At 62.6% G+C, this 25784-nt stretch carries 19 protein-coding genes; 8 read left to right on the top strand and 11 right to left on the bottom strand.

Annotated features, from left to right (window positions below):
• Positions 1–42: 42 nt before the first annotated feature.
• The 4 genes from CO676_RS18995 to CO676_RS18980 form a co-directional block, all read right to left on the bottom strand.
• Complete coding sequence (locus CO676_RS18995) at positions 43–549, bottom strand: GNAT family N-acetyltransferase (RefSeq protein WP_014766230.1); 507 nt, start codon at positions 547–549, stop codon at positions 43–45.
• Between the two features lie 203 nt (positions 550–752).
• Positions 753–2579 (bottom strand): translational GTPase TypA, encoded by a 1827-nt coding sequence (gene typA, locus CO676_RS18990; protein ID WP_014766231.1) that lies wholly within the window; start codon positions 2577–2579, stop codon positions 753–755.
• Between the two features lie 136 nt (positions 2580–2715).
• On the bottom strand, positions 2716–4278 hold the full coding sequence (locus tag CO676_RS18985) for an alkaline phosphatase (protein WP_097522233.1): 1563 nt from the start codon (positions 4276–4278) through the stop codon (positions 2716–2718).
• 150 nt (positions 4279–4428) lie between these two features.
• Positions 4429–4644 carry a KTSC domain-containing protein gene (locus CO676_RS18980; protein ID WP_097522232.1) on the bottom strand — a complete coding sequence of 72 codons (216 nt, stop codon included), beginning with the start codon at positions 4642–4644 and terminating at the stop codon, positions 4429–4431.
• 146 nt (positions 4645–4790) lie between these two features.
• On the opposite strand from CO676_RS18980, the gene CO676_RS18975 reads away from it, so the two are divergent.
• Complete coding sequence (locus tag CO676_RS18975) at positions 4791–6101, top strand: amidase (RefSeq protein WP_097522231.1); 1311 nt, start codon at positions 4791–4793, stop codon at positions 6099–6101.
• Between the two features lie 47 nt (positions 6102–6148).
• Here the strand turns inward: CO676_RS18975 and CO676_RS18970 are convergent, their stop codons facing one another.
• Complete coding sequence (locus tag CO676_RS18970; protein ID WP_097522230.1) at positions 6149–6307, bottom strand: hypothetical protein; 159 nt, start codon at positions 6305–6307, stop codon at positions 6149–6151.
• 226 nt (positions 6308–6533) lie between these two features.
• On the opposite strand from CO676_RS18970, the gene CO676_RS18965 reads away from it, so the two are divergent.
• Together CO676_RS18965 and CO676_RS18960 are read left to right on the top strand one after the other, a co-directional pair.
• On the top strand, positions 6534–7043 hold the full coding sequence (locus tag CO676_RS18965; protein WP_097522280.1) for a hypothetical protein: 510 nt from the start codon (positions 6534–6536) through the stop codon (positions 7041–7043).
• Positions 7044–7113: 70 nt separating this feature from the next.
• Complete coding sequence (locus CO676_RS18960) at positions 7114–7890, top strand: DUF429 domain-containing protein (protein ID WP_097522229.1); 777 nt, start codon at positions 7114–7116, stop codon at positions 7888–7890.
• A 310-nt stretch (positions 7891–8200) separates the two neighbouring features.
• Here the strand turns inward: CO676_RS18960 and CO676_RS18955 are convergent, their stop codons facing one another.
• Entirely contained in the window at positions 8201–9976 is a 1776-nt protein-coding gene (locus CO676_RS18955) for an adenylate/guanylate cyclase domain-containing protein (protein WP_097522228.1), read from the bottom strand.
• A gap of 845 nt (positions 9977–10821) precedes the next feature.
• Between CO676_RS18955 and CO676_RS18945 the strand changes: the two genes are divergently transcribed.
• Genes CO676_RS18945 through CO676_RS36135 form a run of 5 tightly spaced genes read left to right on the top strand, consistent with a single transcriptional unit; the run spans position 10822 to position 15487 of the window.
• Complete coding sequence (locus CO676_RS18945; RefSeq protein WP_014766238.1) at positions 10822–12342, top strand: ABC transporter substrate-binding protein; 1521 nt, start codon at positions 10822–10824, stop codon at positions 12340–12342.
• An 11-nt stretch (positions 12343–12353) separates the two neighbouring features.
• Positions 12354–13292, top strand: coding sequence for an ABC transporter permease (locus tag CO676_RS18940; RefSeq protein WP_014766239.1), 939 nt, complete (start codon positions 12354–12356; stop codon positions 13290–13292).
• Positions 13289–14113 (top strand): ABC transporter permease, encoded by an 825-nt coding sequence (locus CO676_RS18935; RefSeq protein ID WP_097522226.1) that lies wholly within the window; start codon positions 13289–13291, stop codon positions 14111–14113. The genes CO676_RS18940 and CO676_RS18935 overlap by 4 nt, the downstream gene beginning before the upstream one ends.
• Positions 14110–15243: an ATP-binding cassette domain-containing protein gene (locus CO676_RS18930; RefSeq protein ID WP_245424362.1), complete on the top strand. Its 1134-nt coding sequence runs from the start codon at positions 14110–14112 to the stop codon at positions 15241–15243. Before CO676_RS18935 ends, CO676_RS18930 begins: the two co-directional genes overlap by 4 nt.
• Positions 15221–15487, top strand: a complete 267-nt coding sequence (locus CO676_RS36135; RefSeq protein ID WP_245424361.1) for an ATP-binding cassette domain-containing protein — start codon at positions 15221–15223, stop codon at positions 15485–15487. The genes CO676_RS18930 and CO676_RS36135 overlap by 23 nt, the downstream gene beginning before the upstream one ends.
• Positions 15488–15595: 108 nt before the next feature.
• On the opposite strand, the gene CO676_RS18925 is transcribed toward CO676_RS36135, so the two are convergent.
• From CO676_RS18925 to CO676_RS18905, 5 genes are all read right to left on the bottom strand, one after another.
• Positions 15596–16972 (bottom strand): AcvB/VirJ family lysyl-phosphatidylglycerol hydrolase, encoded by a 1377-nt coding sequence (locus tag CO676_RS18925; protein WP_097522225.1) that lies wholly within the window; start codon positions 16970–16972, stop codon positions 15596–15598.
• Complete coding sequence (gene mprF / locus CO676_RS18920) at positions 16969–19578, bottom strand: bifunctional lysylphosphatidylglycerol flippase/synthetase MprF (protein ID WP_014766243.1); 2610 nt, start codon at positions 19576–19578, stop codon at positions 16969–16971. Before mprF ends, CO676_RS18925 begins: the two co-directional genes overlap by 4 nt.
• Positions 19575–22721, bottom strand: coding sequence for an efflux RND transporter permease subunit (locus CO676_RS18915; protein WP_097522224.1), 3147 nt, complete (start codon positions 22719–22721; stop codon positions 19575–19577). The genes mprF and CO676_RS18915 overlap by 4 nt, the downstream gene beginning before the upstream one ends.
• A gap of 94 nt (positions 22722–22815) precedes the next feature.
• Positions 22816–24030: an efflux RND transporter periplasmic adaptor subunit gene (locus CO676_RS18910; protein WP_097522223.1), complete on the bottom strand. Its 1215-nt coding sequence runs from the start codon at positions 24028–24030 to the stop codon at positions 22816–22818.
• A 266-nt stretch (positions 24031–24296) separates the two neighbouring features.
• Positions 24297–25769 (bottom strand): trypsin-like peptidase domain-containing protein, encoded by a 1473-nt coding sequence (locus tag CO676_RS18905; protein ID WP_097522222.1) that lies wholly within the window; start codon positions 25767–25769, stop codon positions 24297–24299.
• Positions 25770–25784 lie beyond the last annotated feature (15 nt).

Below are 25784 nucleotides of genomic sequence, written 5' to 3'. Positions count from 1 at the left end.
TGTGACGAAGCCATGGGCTTAAGGAAACAGGCGGGGGAGCGCTTACTTCCAGACGAGGCCGACCTTCTTCAGGTATTTCTCGCCGAAGTCTTCCATGCCCTCGGCAATATCGCGACCACCGGCCGACAGGAAGAAATTATAGGCGAGGTCGCTGTCCTCGAGGCACCAGACGACCAGCCCCTCGCAACCGAGCGATTTCAGTAGGCTTTTCGCCTCGCCGAACAGCATGCGCCCGAGACCGAGGCCCTGATATTCGGGACGAAGATAGATTTCGTAGATCTCGCCTTCCTGCGGGAGCGCCCTTGCGCGGCTCAGGCCCAGCGTCGCATAGCCGGCTATCGTTCCGGCTACATCGACTACGAGCAGCGTCGCCGGCCCGCGCGTCGCCTTCCTCCACCAGGTCTCGTCGCGCCGGTTGACCATCTTGACCAGCGGGCGGTGCGGGATGATGCCGCCATAGGCCTGCAGCCAGGAAGCGCGATGCACATCGGCGATCGCCGCCGCCTCATGCGGCTCTCCGGGCCTGACCTCGATCGAAACAGTCTTCATGACCTGACTCTAAACACACGACACGGCGAACCGGAATCCCGCCAGGCTGCCGCGCCACGTTAACCCACAGGCAACTTTAACGGCATCCGTTCGAAGGTTAACGTGTTTTTAACTTTATCCGCAAGCCGCCCGCGAAAGGCACACACAGCAAAAAACCCCGGATCGCTCCGGGGTTCTCATGCGTCTGTCGATTTTCTCGAATTTTACGCCGCGCCGGCCGTACGGGTCTTTTCGAAGCGCTTGCGCTCATTCGGATCGAGATACATCTTGCGGAGCCGGATCGATTTCGGCGTGACTTCTACAAGCTCGTCATCCTGGATCCATGAAAGCGCGCGCTCCAGAGTCATGCGGATCGGCGGCGTCAGGCGAACGGCTTCGTCCTTGCCAGCGGCACGCATGTTTGTGAGCTTCTTGCCCTTCAGAACGTTGACTTCCAGGTCGTTGTCACGGGTGTGAATGCCGATGATCATCCCGGCATAAACCTTTTCGCCCGCCTCGATGATCATCGGGCCGCGATCCTCAAGGTTGAACATCGCGTAAGCCACGGATTCGCCGGCATCGTTGGAGAGCAGAACGCCGTTGACGCGGCCGCCGATCTCGCCCTTGTAAGGCTGGTAGTCGTGGAACAGGCGGTTCATGATCGCCGTGCCGCGCGTGTCGGTCAGGAGTTCCGACTGGTAGCCGATGAGCCCGCGGGTCGGCGCGAAGAACACCAAGCGAACGCGATTGCCGCCGGAGGGACGCAGCTCGACCATCTCGGCCTTGCGCTCCGACATCTTCTGCACGACGACGCCGGAATGCTCGTCGTCAACGTCAATGACGACTTCTTCGATTGGCTCCAGCAATTGCCCGCTTTCGTCCTTGTGCATGACGACGCGTGGACGCGAAACGGCAAGCTCGAAGCCCTCGCGGCGCATCGTCTCGATCAGCACGGCAAGCTGCAATTCGCCGCGGCCGGAGACGAAGTAGGAATCCTTCTCGGACGATTCCTCGATCTTCAGCGCAACGTTGCCTTCGGCTTCCTTGAACAGGCGGTCGCGAATGACGCGCGAGGTCACCTTGTCGCCCTCGGTGCCGGCAAGCGGCGAATCGTTGACGATGAAGGACATGGTGACGGTCGGCGGATCGATCGGCTGGGCTGTCAGTGCCTCTGCCACGGACGGATCACAGAAGGTGTCGGCGACGGTGCCCTTGGTGAGACCGGCGATTGCGACGATGTCCCCGGCATGGGCCTCCTCGATCGGCTGACGCTCGATGCCGCGGAAGGCGAGGATCTTCGAGATACGCCCGGATTCGAGCAGCTTGCCGTCCTGGCCCAGCACCTTCACGGCCTGGTTCGGCTTGACGGAACCGGAGTGGATGCGACCCGTGATGATGCGCCCGAGGAAGGGGTTTGCCTCCAGGATCGTGCCGATCATGCGGAACGGGCCTTCGGCAACCGTCGGCTCGGGAACATGCTTCAGAACCAGATCGAGCAGCGGTCCCATTCCCTGGTCCTTCGGACCTTCGGGATTGACGTTCATCCAGCCGTCACGACCCGAACCGTAGAGGATCGGGAAATCGAGCTGTTCGTCGGTCGCGTCCAGCGCGGCGAAGAGGTCGAAGACCTCGTTGATGACTTCCTCGTGGCGGCCGTCCGGCCGGTCGATCTTGTTGATCGCGACGATCGGCTTCAGGCCGACCTTCAGCGCCTTGCCGACCACGAACTTGGTCTGCGGCATCGGGCCTTCGGAGGCATCGACCAGCACGATTGCCCCGTCCACCATCGACAGGATGCGTTCGACCTCGCCGCCGAAGTCGGCGTGGCCGGGGGTGTCGACGATGTTGATGCGCACGCCCTTCCACTCCACCGAGGTCGCCTTGGCGAGAATGGTGATACCGCGTTCTTTTTCCAGATCGTTGGAATCCATGACGCGTTCGGCAACGCGCTGGTTTTCGCGGAACGAGCCCGACTGCTTCAGAAGTTCGTCGACGAGCGTGGTCTTCCCATGGTCGACGTGCGCGATGATCGCGATGTTACGAATGCTCATTTTTTGTCTCGGAAAGTTCGTGGGCACGCGCGACAAGGCGGGTACCGCTTTTCAGTTGCCGCGCTCATACAGGTTTTTTTGCGATTGCGAAAGGGGGCGGCGCTTGAGACCGGGCCTGCACAAACCGCTGCGGCACTCAAGCGACGGCCGCCGGATCGAGCGTCACGCGCCACAGCTCCTTATCCTGCCGGTCCATGAGCCGCACGGTCAGTTGCTCCGTCTGGCCGTTGACATCGACGATTCCGAAGAATTGCAGGCCCGCCGACGGCGGCAGATTGCTGTCTGCGCCGCCGGCCGACGCCTTGATGAAGCGGACTTCCGGTCCGAAGGTCATATCGAGTTCCTTCGGCCCATAGGTGCCGGAATGCAAGGGGCCGGAGACGAACTCCCAGAAAGGCAGGAAATCCTTGAAGGCGGCACGCGACGGGTCGTAGTGATGGGCGGCGGTGTAATGCACGTCGGCCGTCAGCCAGACGATGTTGTCGACCCCATTGTCGCGGATGAAGCGCAAGAGATCGGCAAATTCCGTCTCGCGCCCCCCCGGCGCGCCGCCGTCACCATTGGCGATCGCGTCCGATCCACGCTTCCTCGAATAATCGTCCCAGACGACGAGACCGATCGGCATGTCGCAGGCGATCACCTTCCAGGTGGCGCGCGAGGCGGCGAGCTCACGCTTTAGCCAATCGGTCTGTCGCCATCCGAAAAGCCCGGCATCCCCCTCCCCCTGGTTGGGGCCGCGATAGGAACGCAAATCGACGAAGAAGACGTCGAGCAGTGGACCATAGGCGATCTTGCGGAAGATGCGCCCCGGCTGGGTCGGCAGGGTGCGGATCGGCGTCATCTCGTGGAAGGCGCGCGCCGCACGGGACGCATAGACGGCCACGTCCTTCTCCGGATAGCGCGGGTCATCGCGAAGATCGGTGGAGGCCGACCAATTGTTCAGAACTTCGTGGTCGTCCCATTGATAGAAGGTCGGGCAGACGGCGTTCAAGCCGCGCACATGCTCGTCGAGCAGATTGTATTTCCACTGGCCGCGATATTCCTCGAGCGTGCGGGCGACGTCGCGCTTTTCCGGCGTGACGATGCGATTCTTCCACATGCCGCCGTCGCGAAGCTTGATCTCGTCGGGGATCGGGTTGTCGGCATAGATCGTGTCGCCGGAATGGATGAAGAAATCCGGCTCGTGCAGCCGCATGGTCGAATAGGTCTTCATGCCAACCTCGTCGATGCCCCAGCCCTGACCGGCCGTGTCGCCGGACCAGACGAAGCGCACCGAACGCCGGCGCAAGGGCGCGGTGCGAAAGCGCCCGACGATCGGCTCGGAAACGCGGTTGCCGTCATAGAGATCGGTGGCGGTGAAGCGGTAGAAGATGTCCTGGTCCGGCAGCAGATTGTCGAGCCGGCACTTCACCGCGCAATCGGTCTTCGGCGTCGCATCGATATCGGCAAGCCGGATGGCACTCGAGAAGCTCTCGGTGGTCGAATATTCGACCGCGACGCGCGACGGGCGGTCCACCCGCGTCCAGATTATGCCTGATTGCGGATCGACATCGCCGGACTGGACGCCATGCAGGAATTCCGGCCTCCCGTAGCCGCGCGCATAGAACGGTGTCGCAAGTCCGGAGGACGCCATGAGGCCGGCGGCGCCGGCCGATAAGAGAAAAGAACGCCTGGTGAGCGTGTCTCGAACTGCGGCCAAATCCTGCCTCCGGTCCCGTTTCGCGAATCATCGTCTTCGCGAGCGGACCTTTGGCGAGCCGCATGTCAGCGGCTTTACAGATGGATGAAACTATTTGAACGGATTGGCGACAGTTCTGTGAAGGCGCCGGAACGGCGGGACCGGCGATGCTCAATGCACGAAATCGTAATGGTCCCGTATGCGGTGGTTGAAGTAGCCGCCAGCCGAGTCCGCATCCGCGAGTTCCTCGTAAACACGCTCCGGAACGTCGAGGTAATGGTACGGGCGATCATTGCCGACGAACCAGATGCTCAAGATCCGACGGGGCGCATCGTACCTTGCCTGCCTGATTGCAGAGGAATCCAAGAACGATTGCAGCAATGGCATTGACGCCTCCCGACTGGATACCAGAAGTCGCAGGACGTTGATTATATATCAATCGCACAACTTATGAACGATAGCCTACTTCGACTGTCGTCCATGCGCCTGCTATGAAGGAAGACAGGCGCCGCGCCTAACGAGGTCCTTTGCCTTTGACCCGATCGAACACGCCCTCATCCAGTGACCGGCTCGAAGCCATTCTCGCGCGTCTGGAGCAGCGCCGGGACGAAGAACGCGTTTTCATGAAGATCTATGCCGAATCCGCCCGCGCCGCAGCGGCAGCCGCCGACCGCAGGCGGCAGGAAGGAACGGGCCTCGGCCCGCTCGACGGCCGCATCGTCTCGATCAAGGACCTCTTCGACGTGGCCGGCGAGCCGACCCTTGCCGGCTCGATCACCCGCCGTACTGCGCCGCAGGCGTCGGCAGATGCAACAATCGTCCGACGCTTGCGCGCCGCCGGCGCCGTCATCATCGGCAAGACGCACATGACCGAATTCGCCTTCACCGCCATCGGCCTCAATCCGCATTATCCGGTGCCGGGCAATACCCTCGATCCGAAGCTCATTCCCGGCGGTTCCTCCTCGGGCGCTGGCGTTTCGGTGGCGGAAGGCACGAGCGAAATCGCCATCGGCTCCGATACCGGCGGCTCGGTCCGCATCCCCGCCGCCCTGCAGGGCCTCGTCGGCTTCAAGCCGACCGCCCGCCGCATGCCGCTCGACGGCGCCTTCCCCCTGTCGCCGAGCCTCGATTCGATCGGCCCGCTCGCGCTCAGCGTCGCCGATTGTGCGCTGGCCGACGCCATCATGGCCGGCGAGACGCCGAAGCCGCTTAGCTCCCTGCCGCTCGACGACCTGAAGTTCGGCATTCCGAGAGGCGTTCTGCTGGAAGGCCTCGCGCCCGATATCGCCGGAGCTTTCGAGGCAAGCCTGCAACGGCTCGCCGGCGCCGGCGCAAAGCTCGCCGAATGCGAGATAGACGATCTCCTCGCCCGCTTCGGCGAAGCCACCGCAATCGGCTCCCTCGCCGGGCTCGAAGCAAGCCGCATCCATGCGGACTGGCTGATGGGCGAGAATGTGCCGGTCGATATCCGCGTGAAATCCCCGCTCCGCCGCCGTCTCGCCGTTCCCGACGCGGCGCTCGAAAGCCTGCTGCAGACGCGGCGCGCGCTCGCCCGCGCCATGGACGAGCGCTTGAAGCATTTTGACCTGGTCCTGCTGCCGACGACACCGATCCCCGCCGTCCCCATCGCCTCCGTGGTGGATGACAAACAGGAATATCGCCGTATCGAGGGTCTGCTGTTGCGCAACACCGAGGTCGCCAACCAGTTCGACCTGACGGCAATCACCCTGCCGATGCCCGGCACCGCGCTCCCGGCAGGACTGATGCTGATGGGGCGAAACGGTGCCGACGGAACGCTGCTGCGGGCGGCTGCTTCCGTGGAGCGTGTGTTACAAGACGGCTAGCGCATGTGCGTCTGAAAGGATGCACGGGCTGTAGCCCGCCGACCGCCTCAATGCATCGTCTGGGCATCATCCTCGCCGAGGATCCGAAAGGCATCTTCGAGCGCAGCGACCAGAATATCGGTAAGCTCGTCGCCGTCATTGTCCATCAGGTAGAGGGCCACCCTGGCGTCCTGCGGGTCGCTATAGTGCTCAATAGTGTCAGACATTCATTGTCCTTTCTTCGCCACGTCACATCCGGCTGTTGGCGCGATGATAGGAAGGTCGGCTTGTGCAGAGCTTGACGTGCGCAGCCCTCATCCACGACGTTTCATTCAAACACGGCAGCCGCGAGTTGCGCCGTCCCATCCGGACGTACAAGGCGGCTCATGTTTTTCCTCGCCCGCGCCTCTCGGGCAGGGTAGATGACATGGAAATCGAGCCTCGAGATTCATGATGTCGAAGAAAACCAAGCGCGATGACGTCCACCTGGAGCGGCTGAAGACCGAGTTTCCGGACATCCATCGCGCCCTCCTCGCGGGTGAGATCGCCTCGGCGCGCAAAGCCCTCGTCATCGCCGGCATCAAGCCGGAGCGCACCCGCCTCGAGAAGCTCAAGAACTCCTGGGCGAAAGCCACGGAAAGCGAGCGTGACGCTTTCCTGGCCTGGGTTTCAGCCACGGGCGCGAGCCCGGCGACGGCGGCATCATTCTCCCCTCCTCCCTCTTCAGATTCGCGGAACGCGGAAACGCCTATCGCGAGCGGCCGCTATCTGCTGCCCTCCACCATCGCCGAGATCCAGGCGATCATGGTCCGGCGCAGGCTGACGCCTCGGGATGTGATGCACGAGATGGGATTTGAACCCGACGGCCAGTCCCTCACCGGCGCGTTAGCCCGCGGCGCGAGCCTCAGACTGTCGGTGATTGCTGCCCTGGAGGGCTGGCTGCGCATCAACCAGCAGAGCTAAGTTGATCGGTACAGCCCTTGGACAGGGGCGCCGCCTTCTCGCGGGATCTCGATGCGATGGAGCAGAAAAGATGAGCTTCGACAAACTGCTCGGCATCGACGTCGGCTACTCCCGATCCCGCCCGACCACCGGCGTTGCCTGGAACCTTGGCGAGGAGTTCGGCTCGGCCAGGACGCACAGCGACTGGGAGCGGCGACAGCGAAGCATTCCCGCCTCGGCCGCATTCGCGGTGATCGCTATCGACGGACCTTTGACGCCGCCCGAGGCGCCCGACACCCTCGATCGCTTCTGTGAGCGTCTCTTCATCCGCGGCGCCTTCCAGACGCGCTGCAAGCCGGGCCTCAGTCACCATGGTCATGGTCGCGATCTCCGGAAAGCTGCCGCGGAGACGGCCGCGCAAGTCAGGCACCTCGCAGCCGCCCCGATCGGCAGATCCGTCATCGCCGGCGCCGCGATCATCGAAGCCTTCCCCAACGCTTTTCTCGGCGTTCTCTTGGAGGACGAGCGGTTTGCCATGACGAGAGCCGCGAAGCGCAAGAAGTTCGACTGGCTTTACGACCATGCGGTCGAGTCGGGCGTTATCAAACACCTCCTCGATTTCATCGGCTGGAACAATGAGAGGTTGCTCCAGCAAATCGCCGTCGAAGGCGACCACGAAAAGCGAGCGGCCTGGATCTGCCTGCTGACGGCCGCCTGCGCCGCCGCCGGCAAATCGGAAGTCGTCGGGGACGAGAAAGGAGGCTGGTTCTGGCTGCCGCCGTCAGAGCTCTGGGCGGATTGGGCGAGGGAGACATTGGCGAGGAACAGGGCGGCGATCGCGGCGAGCGCGATTTTGGGGGCTGGTTGAGTATGTTTAATGGCGGAGAGGGGTCGTTCGTTGCGGGCAATAATTAGAACCGTAGTCGTGCTGCCTGCCGCCGCCCGCCCGCGCGATGTCATCTACCTATGCCTCGGCACATCCGTGCGATCAGCGACACTCCACCATAAATTTGTACTGACACAGTCCGCGCGTGCGAAGGTGTTTGCTTCCGCCGGCCTTCCAATGCCGTGACGCAATGGCCAGAGCTGGATCGGGAAACTTGGACAGGGGTTATAAGTGGAATTTCTGCCTGAACACGGCATAGAAGCCGGGAACAGGAGTTTTCTAAGTGACGCGATTATTCTTCGATCAGACGCTTCTTCCCCGGGGGGAGCCCCTGCTCGATCAACCTGTCGAGGTAGTCGCAGTAAGGACTGCCTTCATAGAATGGGTGGGCCGCCTCTCGGACGTATTCCGCATTCAGGTTTGGAAACTTCTTCAAAGCATCAGAGATCCAGATCTTCACTTCATCGGTATTGCCCGCCCTGAGAGCGAGCAACGCTGCCCCAATGAATGGATAATAGGTTGTGCGTTCGAAGGATGCGCCTTCCCGTAGATGCATCCGGGCCGTTGAGAGGTCATCGGGCTCGCCTCTCAGCATCAAGCCAATACCGAGTAGTGTCTTGAACGCAAACATAGACGGATCGTGAGGACTGAGATCGATGGCATTTTGTGCGGCTCTAATCGTCGTATCGGCGTCCCTGAGCCGCACGGCTGCCATTCCATGTGCGAAGTGAAGAAACGCGTAGTTGGGATTTAATGCAAGGCCCAGTACAGCGACAGGGATGGCCTCAGCCGCTCGCCCGTCCACCGTAAGAAGGAGCGACATCATCGCATACGCGATATCGCTACGCCTGTCGATTTCTAAGGCCTTCGTGGCGAACGATAGTCCTTCCTTGACAGCAACAGGCACGTCTGCGGCACGCCCCCAAAGGACGAGTGCGTATCGGTGGCGAGCTAAATAGGCGTAGGGAAGTGCGAAATTCGGATCGTGTTCGAGCGCTTGTCGAAGGAACCTCTCGGCAGTGGCTTGAGAACCTGCTTCGAAGGAAAGCAATTCAGCAAAGCCGCGGTGACAAAGTTCCCAAGCAGTAAGGTTGTCCGTCGATTTGGCGAGGGCGAGGCCCCGTTCGTGCGCTCCCAGTTCTGGTTCGATGCCCGCGATAATCCGGCGCGTTATCTCGTCCTGCACATCAAAAAAATCGGCGATCGGACGATCCCACCGCTCGGCCCAGATGTGTGCTCCGGACAGCGCGTCGATTAGCTGTACAGTGATCCTCAACCGATCACCGGACCGCCGAACCGATCCTTCCACGACATAGCGCACACCAAGTTCCCGGGCGATCTTGCGTACGTCCTTGGCTGTTCCCTTGTAGGCGAAAGTCGAGTTGCGAGCGATCACGAACAACCATCGAAAGCGACTTAGTTCCGTGATGACGTCTTCGACCAGTCCGTCGACAAAGAAGTCCTGATCGGGCGTGGCAGAAAAATTCTGGAATGGGAGAACCGCGATCGAAGCACGTTCCTGTCCAGAGAGCCTAACCGGGCTGGGCGCCGTGCCGTCCAGCTCGACCTGCCACACGTCAATTGGTTCGGGGATGTTCTTAACGGACTGTGGCCCGAGCCACGTCATCCCAGCCTCTATCTTGCCTTTCACATGATCGTAGATTGCACGAGATATGCAGATGCCTCCGGCGGGTGCGATGGTTTCTAAACGCGCAGTGATGTTGACGCAGTCGCCGAGGATGTCGTCCCCATCGATCACCACGTCTCCCAGATGAATACCAATCCGGAAACGCAGACGTCGGTCTTCCCTTTGAGGAGACTCGCGCGAGATCAAGTTGCGCTGCATTAGAAGAGCCGCTCTTACCGCTAACACTGGCGATGGGAAATCGACTAGGAGCCCGTCGCCCATGGTTTTGACGATGCGGCCACCGCCTTCCATAATTGCCGGGTCAATCACGTAGATTCGCGCATCGCGCAGCCGCGAAATGGTGCCTTCCTCGTCTGCCGCCATGAGACGAGAATAGCCGACCAAATCGGCAGCCATTATTGTGGTAAGGCGACGTTCCACACTTGCCCCTCCGCCAAGAAAATACAGTACCGCCTGATAAGCAAATGCGAAAGCGCTCTGGAACCGGGCGAATCAGGATAGGTACGAAAAATCCAGATTGAATGCCCTGATGTCGCACCCAAAGGGATCCGCTTCTCTCTTCGGCTTTCCGATGCCGAGCGGGAATGGTGGCAGCGTAGAAAGAGCAGCGACTGCGGCGCGTCCACAGCGGCAGCGCGGGTCGTCTGGTTGTGCTTGCACTGGAGGGGCTTGGCGTTTTCGTTCTTGTTCCTCTTCTCGTTCTGGGCAATGCAACCTAACAACCCGACGAGCCGTTGCTCGAGAGCAGACGTTCGCAGCCAAAGCTCCGAACGGCGGCACGCGGCCAGGAGCCTGCTTATATGCTGGCGATGGAGAACGTTACGATCCGACCCTAAGCGGCCGCACGTCCACGCGATCCGGAGGACAGCAGTGGGGTCAGAAAACGGACGCACGAGAACTACGGAAAGGACAAGGGTCACCTCCTTCGCATCGAACCGCTGGAACTCGCCGGTTAGGACACCGATCGACACCTCACCTCGGCACGTCTGGGCATAACTTGAACGACGGCCATCGCGCCAGCAGGCCGCGACCGCGAAAATCAGCAGCACGATCCGCCGTTTCCGCGATAATCGAGCGAACCACCCGATTGGTGACGAGGCCATCGCCGGCCGCAACTGGCTTGGTCAAACGGTGTCGCCGTCCAGATGACTGCAACGTTATTACGTAACTTTCCATTTGACGATTGTAATAACGTAACATATCGAGGGAGCAGACACATGCACTCTGCAGCCAGCTTAGTCACAGGAAAATATTTGGAGGTCTGAATGCGCACACTGCGCGTGCTCTTCACTGCGGTTGCACTCGGCGTCACCGCAGCGCTTAACCCGGCCCATGCCGCGGTGCTCAAGGTTGCCGGCCCATGGGAGATTGCCGGCACTGATCCAGCCCAGACAGGTTATGTCTTCAGCAGATTGCAGGTCGCCGAAACGCTTGTGACCGCCAACCACGAAGGCAATCTCGTCCCGGCCCTCGCTAAACAGTGGAGCGTCAGCAGCGATGGTCTCATATGGCGCTTTACGCTCCGAGAGGATGCCCAGTTTCACGATGGCACGCCGGTGACCCCGCAAGCGGCTGCCGCCAGTCTGAAGCGAGCCCTTGCAGGTGTCGGCGTGCTCTCTCAAGCGCCGCTTGGCGAGATCACCAGTCAAGGGCGGGACGTCGTGATCCGGCTGACGAAACCGTTCTCTGCCCTGCCCGCCTATCTCGTCCATTTCAGCACGATCGTGCTGGCGCCTTCGTCATTTGATGCGGCGGGCAAAGTTACGCAGATCGTTGGATCCGGACCCTACAAGGTGAAGAGCCTCACCGCTCCGGCACGGCTGGAGTTGCAGGCCTCAGGCCGCTGGTGGGGCGGCAAGTCCGCGATCGAGGAAGTCAGCTATCTCGCAGTGGGACAAGGCGAAACCCGAGCGCTGATGGCGGAAAGCGGCGAAGCCGATCTGGTCTTTTCGATGCTGCCGGTCTCGGTGAATCGTTTGAAAGCCAATCCGAAACTCGATGTGCAGATTGCCACCATCCCCCGCACGCGCATCCTCAAGGTCAATGCGGCGTCCCCATTTTTCGACCAGATTGAGGAACGGCAGGCGATCAGCGCAGCGATTGATCGGGCCGGTCTCACCAAGGTGATCCTGCGCAACGCCGATCTTGCTGCAACCCAGCTATTCCCGCCTGCGATGAAGGGCTGGAATTCCCCCGAGGTTCAGCCGCTCGTGCGTGACGTCGACAAGGCGAAGGAACTCCTGGCCACGGCCGGCTGGAAAGCCGCCAGCGACGGTATTCTGGAAAAGGACGGCAAGCGGTTCAGCGTGACTCTGCTTACCTATTCGAGCTGGCCTGAACTGCCGCCGATCGCGACGGCACTCCAGGCCCAGCTTAGACAGGTGGGAATCGAGGTAAAAGTATCCGTCGGCAACAGCTCGGAGATTCCGGCGCGCCATCAGGACGGAACGCTGGAGATGGGGCTGATCTCGCGACTCTATTCCATCGTGCCGGATCCCGTCGGAACGCTGCTCCAGGACTATGGTCCCGGCGGAAGCGACTGGGGTTCGATGGGCTGGGACAACAAGGAAATCCAGAGCGTCGTCGAACAACTTGCGGCGACGAGCGATGCGGCGGCCCGCGCTCCGCTTCAGAGTCGCGCGGTGGAGATCCTGCAGCGAGAGCTGCCAAGCATTCCAGTGACCTGGTCGGAGCTCGCCATCGTCTCGAACAAGAGGATCACCGGAGTCCAGGTCGACCCCCTCGAAGTGAATTACGGCTTGTCGGCAATCCGCTGGGCAGAGTGACGGGTAAGGTTATGAGAAACTTCCTTCTAGCGCGCCTGCTCCAGGCGGGGCTAGTGGCCATCGTGGTCGGCGCCTTGTGTTTCGTGCTCATGCGCGTGCTGCCCGGTGACGCCGCCATGCGCATTGCTGCCGGCCGCTACGGGCCGGATGCACGGATTGCCGAAGCGGCAGAAAAGGTCAGGCTCGAACTAGGCCTCGATCGGCCGCTTGCAGCCCAGTTCCTGGAATGGCTAGGCAGCCTCTTGCGCCTTGACCTCGGACATTCGCTCGTCACGGGTTCGCCGGTCGTCCATGAGCTGAAGGTGCAGCTCGGCGCTTCCGTGTGGCTTGCCGCATCGGCGCTCGCGCTATCGCTTCTCATCGGACCAGTCATTGGCCTCTTCTCGGGACTGAAGGCGGGCGGCGCGATTGACCGACTGGGCTTGGCGGGTGCGGCAATTTTCCGCGCCATTCCGCCGTTCGTGCTGGGTCTGATGCTGATGCTGGTCTTTTCGAAGCAGCTCGGCTGGTTACCGCCAGCCGGTTTTGGCTCGCCGCGTGAGATGCTGCTTCCCGCGCTGACGCTCGCACTCGGGCTTGCGGCCATGTCGAGCCGGGTGATGCGCAACTCGGTCGCTGCCGTTGCTAAGGCACCCTATTTCGCCTTCGCCCGATACAAGGGGCTGCCGGAATCCGTTGTCGTCCTTCGGCATGGGCTTCGCAACGCCGCCATCCCTGTCGTTTCCTATACCGGACTGCAGGCCGTGTACCTCGTCGAAGGCGTCGTCGTCGTGGAATCGCTCTTTGCCTATCCGGGCATCGGCCACGCGCTGGTCCATGCGGTTGTCGAACGGGATATTCCCATGGTGCAGGGGACGGCGTTGCTGATGGGGCTGATGTTCGTCGTCATCGCCACCATTGTCGACCTTCTGACGCAGTGGCTCGATCCGCGTGTGAGGAGAACGGCATGAGTACGACCGACGAGCTGTCCATTTCTCGGCCGGACCGGCGACTGACCAGGGGGCGCATGTTCGGCGCCGGCATTCTAAGCCTGGTCGGTGGCTTTGCGTTCATCGGGCCGGTGCTCATTCCTGCCGATCCTGCGGCGCAGGATTTTAGCGCCAGCCTCGCTCCGATCGGCGGCGACTACTTGCTCGGAGCCGATCATTACGGGCGCAGCCTCCTCGCGCGTCTCGCCCACGGCGCTCGTCTTTCCTTCGGCCTCGCACTCCTGACCATGCTCTCGGCCGCGATCCCAGGCGTTCTCCTCGGTCTTGTCGCCGCCTGGAAAGGCGGCTGGACAGAGCGGTTCCTGGAACTGACGGCCACAATTGTGCTGGCACTGCCCGGTTTGATGCTGGTGCTCCTGCTGCTAGCCTTCGCGCCCGGCAATTATGGCCCGCTGTTCCTGGGCCTTTCGCTTACCCTGTGGGTAGAGTTCTATCGTGTAACGAAGGCGACGACGAAGACCATCCTCGCGCAGCCGCATATCGAGGCGGCGCGCATGCTCGGCTTTGGCTCGCGCTACATCCTTGTCAACTATGTCTTGCCGGTGATCGCACCGATGATCGCAACGCTTTCGGCCTTTGCTATGGCGACGGCGATCATCGCCGTGTCGACATTGAGCGCCATCAGCGTTGGGCTGCAGCCTCCCACGCCCGAACTCGGCAGCATGATCGTGGAGCTCTTGCCGTATTACGCGGAGGCGCCGGTGCATGTGCTGCTGCCGGCATTGCTGATCTTCCTGCTCGTCCTCGGCCTCCAGCTTCTCGCACAGGGAGATCATCCATGAACGTGCGCCCCGGAATCCAGGAACTTTCCATAGCCGCACTCTCCGTGGAATGGGCCGCAGGGCGGATCGTTTCAGACGTCTCCTTCACGGTCGGCAGAGGGCGCCCGTTGGCGTTGCTCGGCGAGAGCGGGTCGGGCAAGTCGCTTGTGGCGCAGGCCATTATGGGAAATCTGCCGACCGAACTGCGGGCCACTGGAAAGGCGCTGCTCGACGGTGTTGATCTCTTGGCTGGTTCGCCGCCCGAACGACGCGCGCGTTGGGGACGCAGTATCTCGCTTCTCCCTCAGGAACCGTGGCTGGCGCTCGACCCAACAATGCGAATTACGCCGCAAATATCCGAGGTCCACCGGTTTGTGAAAAAGAAGAGCCGAGGGCTGAGCCGTTTGCTGGCTAGAGACAATCTTGCCGAAGTCGGTCTTGGACATGCCGGCCAACTCTATCCGTTCGAGATGTCGGGTGGAATGTCCCAGCGCGCCGCAATCGCGATCGCCCACGCGGCCGAGAGCGATCTGTTGATCGCTGACGAACCGACGAAAGGACTTGATGTGGCGCTGCGCGATTCCGTTACGGCGCGGCTGCGGCAAGAGGTCGAGCGGGGACGTTTGCTGCTGACGATCACCCATGACGTCGCGGTTGCACGGGCGCTGGGCGGAACGGTAGGAGTGATCCTGGACGGGCGGCTTGTTGAATACGGGCCTGTGGAAAAGCTGCTCGCGGCGCCGGCGCATCCCTACACCCGCGCATTGGTCGGTGCCGATCCGGCAAGTTGGCATCGACAGAGACCGACCGCCTCGGGTGGGCCGGTACTTGCCGGGCGTCGATTGGCGAAAGCCTTCGGAGAGAAAGTGCTGTTTTCTGAACTGGATATTGAGATTCGTGCCGGCGAGATCGTCGCGATCGCCGGCCAGAGCGGTTGCGGCAAGACCACGGTCGGAAACATTCTGCTCGGGCTTACGGCAGCCGATTCAGGCACCGTCGAACGGCAAACGGGTGTTTCGCCGCTAAGGTATCAGAAGCTCTACCAGGATCCGCCCGCCGCTTTCGCGCCGCGTCAAAGCATTCGCAAGGGACTGACCGATCTGGTCACGGCTTCGGCTGTCGGCAAATTTGCTCGATCGCCTGCCAAGTGAGATCTCTGGCGGCGAGCTGCAGCGCTTCGCCATCCTTCGGGCCCTTTTGCTCGACCCAGTGTTTCTGTTTGCGGACGAAGCCACGTCGCGCCTCGATCCGGTCAGCCAGAAGGACGTCATTGAATTCCTACTCGAAATCGTCCACGAGACCGGCCTCGGTGTGTTGCTCGTTACCCACGATCGCCATCTCGCCGAGCGCGTATCGAGTCGGATCATTGATATGGGCGAGGCTAGAGAAAAGTAAATCGCCAGCATCAGTGTAACGCTCCGCGCGGCATATCCGCTGCTGCGGGCAGGCTAAGGTGTAGCCACGTCGTCAGCGATGAGGTGAGGTCCGCGTTTGCGGGAGCAGTTACTTCGCCGCGAGTCGCCGGTCGAGCGCGTCGAGGACCCGGCGGGTCAAGGCGGGGTAATCTTCGTCGAAATGGTGGCCGCCTTCGATGGCGACCACGTCGACGCCGGAGGATTTCAGCCCCGGACAGGCGTCGTCTTCCTCTTCCGTGCCGTAGATGCATTGGACCAGCGACGGATCGATCGCCCTGACATCATCGACCGGATCGCCCGCGCTCGCCTCGCCCTCGGCGCCGAACCAGCCAAGGACGGAAATCTTGAAATCCGCCCGATGTGACATAGCCATCAGCGTCACCTGGCGCACGCGCGCGCGGGTGGCGGCGGGCAGCAGGTTATAGGTGCGCGGCAGGATATCGGCACCGAAGGAATAACCGACCAGCAGCACGTTGCGGACATTCCAGCGCTTTCGATAATAGCTGATGATCCGGGCGAGATCGTCGGCGGTCGCCTGCGGCTGGCGCTCGGACCAGAAATAACGGAGAGAATCGATCCCGACCACCGGCACACCCTGCTGCTGCAGGGCATTACCGACCTCCTTGTCGATGTCGCGCCAGCCACCATCGCCAGAATAGATCACGGCCACGGTGTCGCGTGACGGTTTCGCGTCGAGGACGGTGAGCGGCAGACCGAACGGGTTGTCTGTTTCGTCGCCCTCCTGCAGATATTCCGAGAGTGCGCCGGACAGGGCGGCATAGGCGTCGTCCTCCGTGTCCGTGGTCTCGATGTCCGGGTGCTTGTCGACCAGCGCGGCGACATGTTGGCGCCCCTCGGCGGACGCCGCGGGTGAGAACGTGACGCTGACCGGGTCCGGCAAGGGTCCGTCGGTCAAGCCATAGACCAGACGATCACCCTTGCGGGCCTTCTCGGCCGGCGTGCAGAGCTGCCTGGTCAAGGCAATGCCCTCTTCGGGATCGACTGCGAGGGTCTTGCCGATCGTTGCGGCGGGAGATTGGGCGGCGATAGCCAGCGCCATGGCACCGCCAGCGCCGACCCCGGCGACGACCGGCGGCCGGTAGGCACCGCTAGCGGCGGCGCGCTGAACCTGCTGGCTCAAGGATTCGATATCCGAGACGGTGTAAATGCACTCTCCGTCGTCCTTGGCGAGCGCTGCCAGATAGGCCTTGAGATCGATGCCGACGACGAGTGCATTCTCCCCGGAAAGGGAGCGCGCAACAGCATCTTCCTTTTCCGTCCAGCCGTCCGCGCCGGAAAGCAGCACGACGAGCCCGGATGCGTCCTGCTTCGGGAACAATATATGCGGCGACGGGATCATGCCGGTGTCGAATCTCGCCTCTTCGGCCGCTGAGGGGAGGCTTGCCGCCGCAGCAATCAGCGTCGCCAAGGCAGCGCCTTTCCAGATTCTTGTCATGCGGATCATTTCTTGATCACTCCCTTGATGCCGCCACCGATCAGGAACGTCGCGTCCATCAGCGCGAGGATCGGATTGAGACCGCCGCTCGCCGCCAGATAGCGCGGCTGCCAGTGCGGGTGGAACTTCGACTTGAAGGCGCGCAGACCTTTGAAATTGTAGAAGCGCTCGCCGTGCTCGTAGAAGGTCCGGCCGGCGCGATCCCAGACCGGCGCCGTGCTGCGGGAGGACATGCCGGAAAGCGGCGCCATGCCGAGATTAAAGCGCCGGTAGCCTTGCGCCTTGAGGTATTCCATCAGTTGAGCGAACAGGAAGTCCATCGACCCGCGCGGCGCCTCCGGGGAGAAACGCATGAGGTCGACAGAGCCCTCTACCTTATTGGCGGTGACCAGTATGTTGGCGAAGGCGACGATGCGCCCCTCACACTTGAGGATCGCAACCGGCTGCGTCACCAGATATTGTGGATCGAAGGCGCCGAGCGAGAAGCCTTTCTCCCGGGCGCTGTGATGGTCAAGCCAGGCATCGGAAATAGCGGCGAGCTCCGGCAGGATCGCCGGTACGTCCGCGGGCTCCACCACCGAGAACTCCAGACCATCGCGCTGGCCCCGGCTTACCTGGTGGCGCAAGGTCGCCCATTTGCCGCCCTTCATCTCGAAGCGCGTGAGATCGACCTCTGCAAGCTCACCGAGGCGGAAAGCCCTGAGGCCTGCATCGGCGTAATAGGCAAGGCCGCGCGGCGAAATCTGGTAGAAGACGGCACGGCAGCCATTGGCGCGGGCCGTCTCGATGAACTGCCAGATGAGGTCCGGCCAGGCCTCCACCGGGCCGACGGGATCGAAAAGCGCGATCCACGAGCGGCCCCAACGGCCGTACATGATGAAGGCGCGGCCGTCGGCAGAGAACATGATGCTCTTGTCGCCCATCCGCACGAGATTGGCGTCGGACATGTCCTGCGTCTCGACGATGGCGAGCGCCCGCTCCATATCCTCGTCGGAGGCAGGCGCGATCGCAGTCGCGGCCGGACGCATCAGGCTCCAGATGGCCACGGCGGTCGCGCCGATCGTCACTCCGAGCAGCGCGCGAAGACCGCGCGGCGCCTCCGCCGAGAATTCGAACTGCCACCAGAGTTCGTGGCTGTACTCGACGTTGCGATAAACGAAAAGCAGGACGACGAAGGCACCGAGGCAGATGACGCCAAGGGCAGTAAGCCAGGGCAGCGTCAGCGCCTGGCCGAAGAGCGAAGCCGGACGAACGAAGAGACGGCGGCTCGCGAGCAGTCCGACAAGGAAGAAGGCGAGCATGCCGGCCTCTCCGAGCGCTACCGCCTTCACCAATGAGAGCAGGAGCGCCGCGAGCGCGATCACGATCGCCGCCCACCAGGCGCCATCAAGCCGCAGCGCCAGCCCTCGCGCCACAATGAAGAGCGCCAGCCCGAGCAGGCTCGCGAGGAAATGCGCTCCTTCCACGATCGGAAGAGAGACATAGTTCGCGAGGAAGGCCAGATTCTCGTCCGGCGTCGGCGTCACACTCGACAGCACCAGCATGAGGGAAAGCACCAGTGCAAGCGTGGCAAGCAGAAGCGGCGTCATGCGGCCGCCGGCTCGGCGCAGGCTGGAGGCGACCGGATGGCCGGCAAACTGGCGCAGCTCGATTCCGACGATGGCGACGATCGCGATCAGCAGCGGCAGCACGTGGTAGATGACGCGATAGAGGACGAGCGCACCGAGCACCGCGTCGACATCGGCCGCTTGCCCGAGTGTCGCGACGATCACGGTCTCAAAGACGCCAAGGCCCGCGGGCACATGGCTGAGCACGCCGAGACCGACCGCGACGGAATAGATCGCAAGGAGAGCCGGCCAACCGATCGTTCCGGCCGGAAGTAGGACGTAAAGGACAGTCGCGGATGCGGCGAGGTCGAGCGCCGTCACCAGAAACTGTCGCGACGACGTTCTCGAATCCGGCAGCCGCAGAGTGAGGCGGCCGATGTGGACTTCATGGGCGCTGCGCGCCGCGACCATGATCGCGAGCATGCCGGCAAGAACGACGACGGCTATCGTCCTGAGCCAAAAGGCATCGAGCCCGATGAGCGGTGCGACATACTCGCCGACCGCAAGCAGACTCAGGCAGGCGACTGCCGCGAGGCCCAGTCCGAAAGCGAGCGTAACGAATGCGATGACGCGGGCAATCTCGTCCGGTTCGAGCCCGAGACGCGAATAGGAGCGATATCGGATCGCGCCGCCGCTCAGCGCCCCGAAACCGGCTGTGTTGCCGACCGCATAGGCGCAGGCGGCCGTGAGCGCGACATCGGCATAGGGCAGCTTGCGCCGAATGTAGTCAAGGGCGCTGACGTCGTAGAAGGTGAGCGCCAGGAAACTCAAGCCGGTGAACAGAATGGCCGCAACCACTGAACGCCAGCTCGTTTCGGCCAGTGCCGAGACGACGTCGTCATATCGGACCTCGGCAGTCAGATGGAAGATCGCGGCACCGAAAAGAGCAATCAGGACGAGCGTGCCGATGGCGGAAAGATAGCGCTGGTTGCGCCTCAGCAACGGCCGCCACCCGGTTCCAGCCATTTGCGCCTGATTTGCTTCAGCCCTGCCTGAGAAAAACGTCATGAATAGTCCTCCCGCTCACCCGTGGCTAACCGCATCGGTCGGGTGACGGTTTGCCTCGCGGTTCGAGCATTGAACAGCCGTTTGATACCGTCGGCGAGCTTCTCCATGTAGAGATAGATCACCGGCGTGACGAAGAGCGTCAGCGGCTGCGAGACGAGCAGCCCGCCCACCACGGCGACGCCGAGCGGCTGGCGCAATTCCGCGCTGGCGCCAGTGCCGAGCGCGATTGGCAGCGTGCCCATGAGCGCGGCGAGCGAGGTCATCATGATCGGCCGGAAGCGCATCAGGCAGGCGCGGTGGATCGCCTCTGCGGCAGGCATGCCGGTGCGCTGGAAAGACAGCGCCACGTCGATCATCATGATCGCATTCTTCTTCACGATGCCGATGAGCATCAGAAGACCGATCACCGCGATGATCGACAGGTCGAATCCCCCGAGGCTGATCGCCAGCAGCGCCCCCGAGGCTGCCGAGGGCAGGCCGGAGAGGATCGTCAGCGGATGGATGAAGCTCTCGTAGAGAATGCCCAGGACGATATAGATGGTGAGGATCGCTCCGAGGATGAGCCAGGCCTGGTTGGACATCGCATCCTGGAAGAGCTGTGCCGTGCCGTAGTAGCGCGTCGTGACCTCCGACGGCATGCCGATTTCGGTCTTCAGGCGGCTGATCTCGTCGACGCTGTTGCCGAGCGCCACGCCGGCGGGGAGATTGTAGGAGATGGTAACTGCCGGCAACTGCCCAAGCTGGTTGACGGTGAGTGGCCCGGGAGACGTGTCTATGCGGGCAAATGCGCCAAGCGGCACCAGCGTGTTGGCGGCGGTCGGCACCTGCAATTGCGCGAGGGCGGCCGCAGACCAGTTCTTCGCCGGATCGAGCTCCATGATGACCTCGTAGCTGTCGCCCGAGGTGTAGATGGTCGAAATCTGCTCGGAGCCGAAGCCGCCATAAAGCGTCGAGCGCAGCACGTCTGCCGTGATCCCGAGTGCGGCGGCCTTGTCGCGGTCGATCACGAGCTCTGCCTGGGGCGCATTGTTCTGCAGATCGGAGTTGACATCGGTGAAGAAGGCGCGGTCCTCGCGCATCGCTTCCGTCAGCTTGTCCGCCCACTCGTTCATCAAGCTTTGATCCAGGCTCTGGACGACGAGCTGGTATTGGCTGGCGGAGCTGCGTGCGCCGACGGAGAGGTTCTGCACGGGCGTGATGTAGCTCCGGATGCCGGCAATGTCGCCGAGTTGCGAACGCAGTTCGGAAAGGAGCCTGGGCAATGCCGGCCGTTCGCTCGTCGGTTTCAATTCGACGAAGAGTCTTCCCGAATTCGAGGCCGAGGAGCCGCCCGTGCCGACCGAACTCGCCACATGGGCGACATAGGGCGAATGCGCAAACACGTCTTCAACCTTGGCCTGCAGTGCCGACATCGCCGCGAAGGAGATGTCCGGCCGCGCCTGCGTCGTCACCTGCAGCTGGCCGATATCCTCCTGCGGAAAGAAGCCCTTCGGAGTCGTCCTCACCTGATAGATCGTCAGACCGATGGTGGCGAAGAAGAGGATGAGGACGGCGAAGCGATGGCGCATGCAGAACTTCAGGAGACGATCATATCCGCGGAGCATCGCCTCAAAGCCGCGCTCGAGCCGCGCATCGAGCTCATGCCTTTCCTGATCATGCTTGGGCATCTCCGGCAGGCGTGCCGCAAGCATCGGCGTCAGCGTCAGCGACACGAATGCCGAGGCGAGAATCGCGATCGTGACGACCACGGCAAACTCGTTGAAGATCTTGCCGATCACGCCGCCCATCAGGAGCACCGGGATGAACACGGCGACAAGCGACAGCGAAATCGCGATGATCGTGAAGCCGATCTCCCTTGAGGCGGAGATCGCCGCCTCGAAGGCGCTTTGTCCTTTTTCCTCCATATGCCGGACGATGTTCTCCAGCATGACGATGGCGTCGTCGACGACGAGGCCGACGGAAAGCGTCAGCGCCATCAGCGAAACATTGTCGATCGAGAACCCCAGCGCATACATGGCTGTGAAGGTGGCGATGATCGAGATCGGCACGGCGAAGGCCGGAATGAGCGTTGCCCAGAGCCGACGGACGAAGAGGAAGATCACCAGGATCACCAGCCCGATCGTGATGGCCAGGGTGAGTTCCACATCGTCGACAGCGCCGCGCACGGACTGGGAGCGGTCGTTGAGCATCTCCAGCGACGCTGCCGCCGGCAGGGACTGGCGGAACGATGGCAGCATCGCCTTCACCATGTCGACCACGGCAACCGTATTCGCGTCCGGCTGACGCTGGACGGCAAGGATGATCGCGCGCGAGCCGTCATGCCAGCTCGCGGTCTGAGTGTCCGCAACCGAGTCGATGACCTTGGTCACGTCGCCGAGCCGAACGGCCTTGCCGTCCGCGCTCTTGACGATCAGCTTGGAGAAGGCGGCGGCATTGTCGAGTTGTGTGTCGGCGACGATCGTCATCTGCCGCCCGGTGGATTGCACGGTGCCGAGCGGCGAATTGTCGTTTGCCGCCGCGACGGCCGTCTTGAGAGCGTTAAGCGAAATGCCGCGGGCGGCGAGCGCGTCGGGATCGATCTCGATGCGAACGGCAAACTGCTGGCTGCCGAATATCGAGACTTCCGCGACGCCGTCGAGCGTCGACAGCGCCGGCGAGATCACCTGCTCCGCCAGCGCGTCGAGTTTGGTGAGAGGCACGGTATCGCTCTTCAATGCGAGCAGCAGCACCGGCGCATCCGCCGGGTTCACCTTGCGGAAGCTCGGCGGCGAGGGCATGTCCTGCGGCAGCGTGCGCAATGTGCGGGTAATGGCCGCCTGAACGTCGGCGGCAGCGGCGTCGATATCGCGGCTGAGTTCGAACTGGATGGAGATCGAGGTGGAACCGAGGGCGTTCGTCGTCGAGATGCTGTCGATCCCGGCGATCGTGTTGAACTGCTTGATGAGCGGCGTCGCGACCGAGGTCGCCATCGTCTCGGGGGAAGCGCCCGGCAAGGTGGCGGAGACGTTGATCACCGGAAAATCGGTCCGCGGCAGCGCCGCGACCGGGAGCACCGTATAAGCAAAGAAGCCTGCCGCCACGAGTGCCAGGGACATCAGCAGCGTGGCGACCGGGCGGCGAATGCAGAATTCGGAGATGGACATGACCGTTTTCCGTCTCTTGCGGCGAACCTCGCTTCGACCGCGGCTTCAAAATATCGGGGCGGACGGGTGCTGTGCCCCGTCGCGCTGGCCGAAGTCACTGCTGCTCCGCAACCCGCGCCTTGTCACCGGCCTTGAGATTGTTCTGGCCCTCCGTCACCACCGTGTCGCCCGCCGCAAGGCCCGAGCTGATCGCAGCCTCCTGGCCGTCATTGGCCGCGACGACGACCGGGCGAACTTCGACCGTGTCTTCGGGGGTGACCCGGTAGACGAATTCGCCTTTTTGGCCGGTCTGGACGGCAACGGCGGGAATGACAGCGGCTTGCGGCAGGGTCTTTTGCTCGATGTCGACCTCGACATATTGCCCCGGCCACAGCTTCTGTTCGCCATTGTCGAACTTGGCGCGCATCATCACCGTCCCTGTCGCCGTATCGACGGCGGAATCGATGAAGTCGAGTACGCCCGCGCCGACGACCTTGCCGCTACCGCTCAGCCGCGCTTTGACCTGCGGCGGGGAACCGGCGTCGAGCCGCGACTTGAAGCTCTCCAGATATTCCTCCGGCAAGTGGAACGCGACTTCGATCGGATCGATGGAGGTGATGGTGACGAGGCTCGTCGGCGAGCCGCTGCCGGAAGTGCCGACGAGATCGCCGATCGTCACCTGGACGGCACCGAGCCGGCCGTCGATCGGTGCACGAATGCTCGTATAGCTGAGTGCCACCTTGTCCGCGTCCACAGTCGCCTGATCCGCGTCGACGGTCGCCTTGGCGGATTGCTGGGCGGCGAGCGCCGTATCATAGGCCTGCTGCGTGCCGCTTTTGTCGTCGCGCAGCGTTCGTGCCCGGTCGAGTTCGATTCCGGCATCGGTCAGGAGGGCCGTGTCCTTCGCCAGTATGGCCTGGTCGCGGTCGAGTGCAGCCTTCAAGGCGCGATCGTCGAGCGAGAACAGGAGATCGCCCGCCTTGACCATCTGACCGTCCTTGACATGGATCTCGGTGATCTGGCTCGAGACGCGAGCGTTGACCGTCACGGTCTCCGGAGCGTTCACATTGGCGAAGGTTCTGACGACGACGGGAAAGTCCTGCGCTTTCACTTCGGCGACTTCGACCGACGCTCCCCGAGGGCCGCCGCCGGGTGATTTGCTACCGCTGGACCGCTGTCTCGAACCCTGTGCACCTGAGCCCTGTGGATCGGTGCCGGCGCCGTCGCCGGTGGCGAGAAGTGCCGGCACCTTGGCCGCGAGCGGCGCGATCGCTATTCCGCCGAGCATCGAGCCGAGAGCGACCATGGCGATGACAACACGGCTATACATTACATGCACTCCGCTTTTCCGGGAGCGAGGCATGAGGAGATCATGCTCATTCCCTTCTATGATAAGGACCCGGTTCCATGAATTCAGAGGCTCGCGCCGAGCCCACAAAGCTGTGGACACCCGCTGCATCTCAGAAGAACTGGGTCGGCAGATCGAGGGGTTAGGTGCAGCCCGCATGTGCGGGCTGCATATGCTGGAGTCCCTCCAATCCAAGACAACTAACGAGCCCCGGGTTCGGGCCCGTTAGGAATGAGCCTGCGCCTGGCTTACGCGTGGTCGAGAGGCAGTGCGACGAAACGGGTGGTGCCGCCCGACTGGATCCGCACCAGCGCAGCAGACTTGCCTTCCTTCCGGAGCGACATCAGGTCCTGGCGGAAATCCCTGGCATTCGACACCGCCTTGCCGCCGACGTCGAGGATGATGTCGCCAGCGGAGAGACCATGCTGTGCGGCCTCCCCGTTCGGATCGACGGCGACGACGACCATGCCTTTTTGGTCGGTACCGGCGACCTTGCTTGCCGGAGCAATCAGAAGACCGAGATTTTGCTCGGTGGGCGGTACGCTGCCGCTGTCGTTCGCCGCGACGACCTCAGGAGGTCGATCGGCGGGCATCGTGCCGAGTGTCAGCGAGATGTCCTGCATTGCGCCATCGCGGAGCACGGTCAAAGTCGCTGAACTGCCTGGCGCCATCTTGCCGATCTTCTGCGCCAGTTCACGCGGATCGTTGATCGCGGTGCCGTCGACGGCGGTAACGACATCGCCCGGCTTGACGCCGGCCTTCGCCGCCGGGCCATTCGGCTCTGCCTCGTCGATGAGCGCGCCCTTAGCCTGCTTCAGGCCGAGGCTGTCGGCGATATCCGGGGTGATCTGCTGTTGTTGGATGCCGAGCCAGCCGCGCGTGACATGGCCCTTGTCCTTCAATTCAGCGATCACCGCCTTCGCCGTATCGGCCGGAATGTCGAAGCCGATGCCGACCGAACCTCCGGACGGCGAGAAGATCGCCGTGTTGACGCCGATGACATCGCCATTGACGTCGAAAGCCGGCCCGCCCGAATTGCCGCGATTAATCGGCGCATCGATCTGGATGAAATCGTCATAGGGCCCGGCGCCGATATCGCGCCCTTCGGCGGAGACGATGCCGGCCGTCACCGTGCCGCCGAGGCCGTAGGGATTGCCGATGGCGATAACCCAATTACCGACACGTGGCCGCTCCTCGGCAAATTTGACATGAGGAAAATCGCTGCCCTCGACCTTGATCAAAGCGAGGTCGGTCTTCGGATCGGTACCAACGACCTTTGCCGTGTAATTCTGCCCGTCATTGGTCGTGACCTCGACCAATTTGGCATGATCGACGACATGATTGTTGGTCACGGCATAGCCGTCCGCCGAGATGAAGAAGCCGGAGCCCTGCCCGATCATCACCCCGCTTCCACCGCCACTATCGGGAGAACCGTCTTGACCGTCGTCTGCGGTCGGTTGCGTTCCATCAAGCTCCACCCGCACGGAAATGACCGCAGGCTTCACCCGCGCGACGATGCCGGCAAAGTCGCCCGGCTCGGCTGCGGCTGGCGGTGTCGCCGCCTGCGCGGCGGCATTCCAGCCGAGCGCATTAGGATGGTGCAGCGCGACGGGTTCCATCACGATCGCTGCGAGGCTCAGCACGGAGACGGACGAAAGGGCCGCCAGAGCCGCCGTCAAGCGGCGAGCCCGCGAGTTCTTGGTTTTTACAGATCTGGCCATGACGTGTTTCCTTCT

This window comes from Sinorhizobium sp. BJ1 (assembly GCF_002531555.1).
Taxonomy (GTDB): domain Bacteria; phylum Pseudomonadota; class Alphaproteobacteria; order Rhizobiales; family Rhizobiaceae; genus Sinorhizobium; species Sinorhizobium fredii_B.
Note: the sequence above shows the minus strand (reverse complement) of the source record. Positions and strands in the feature narration are given on the sequence as shown.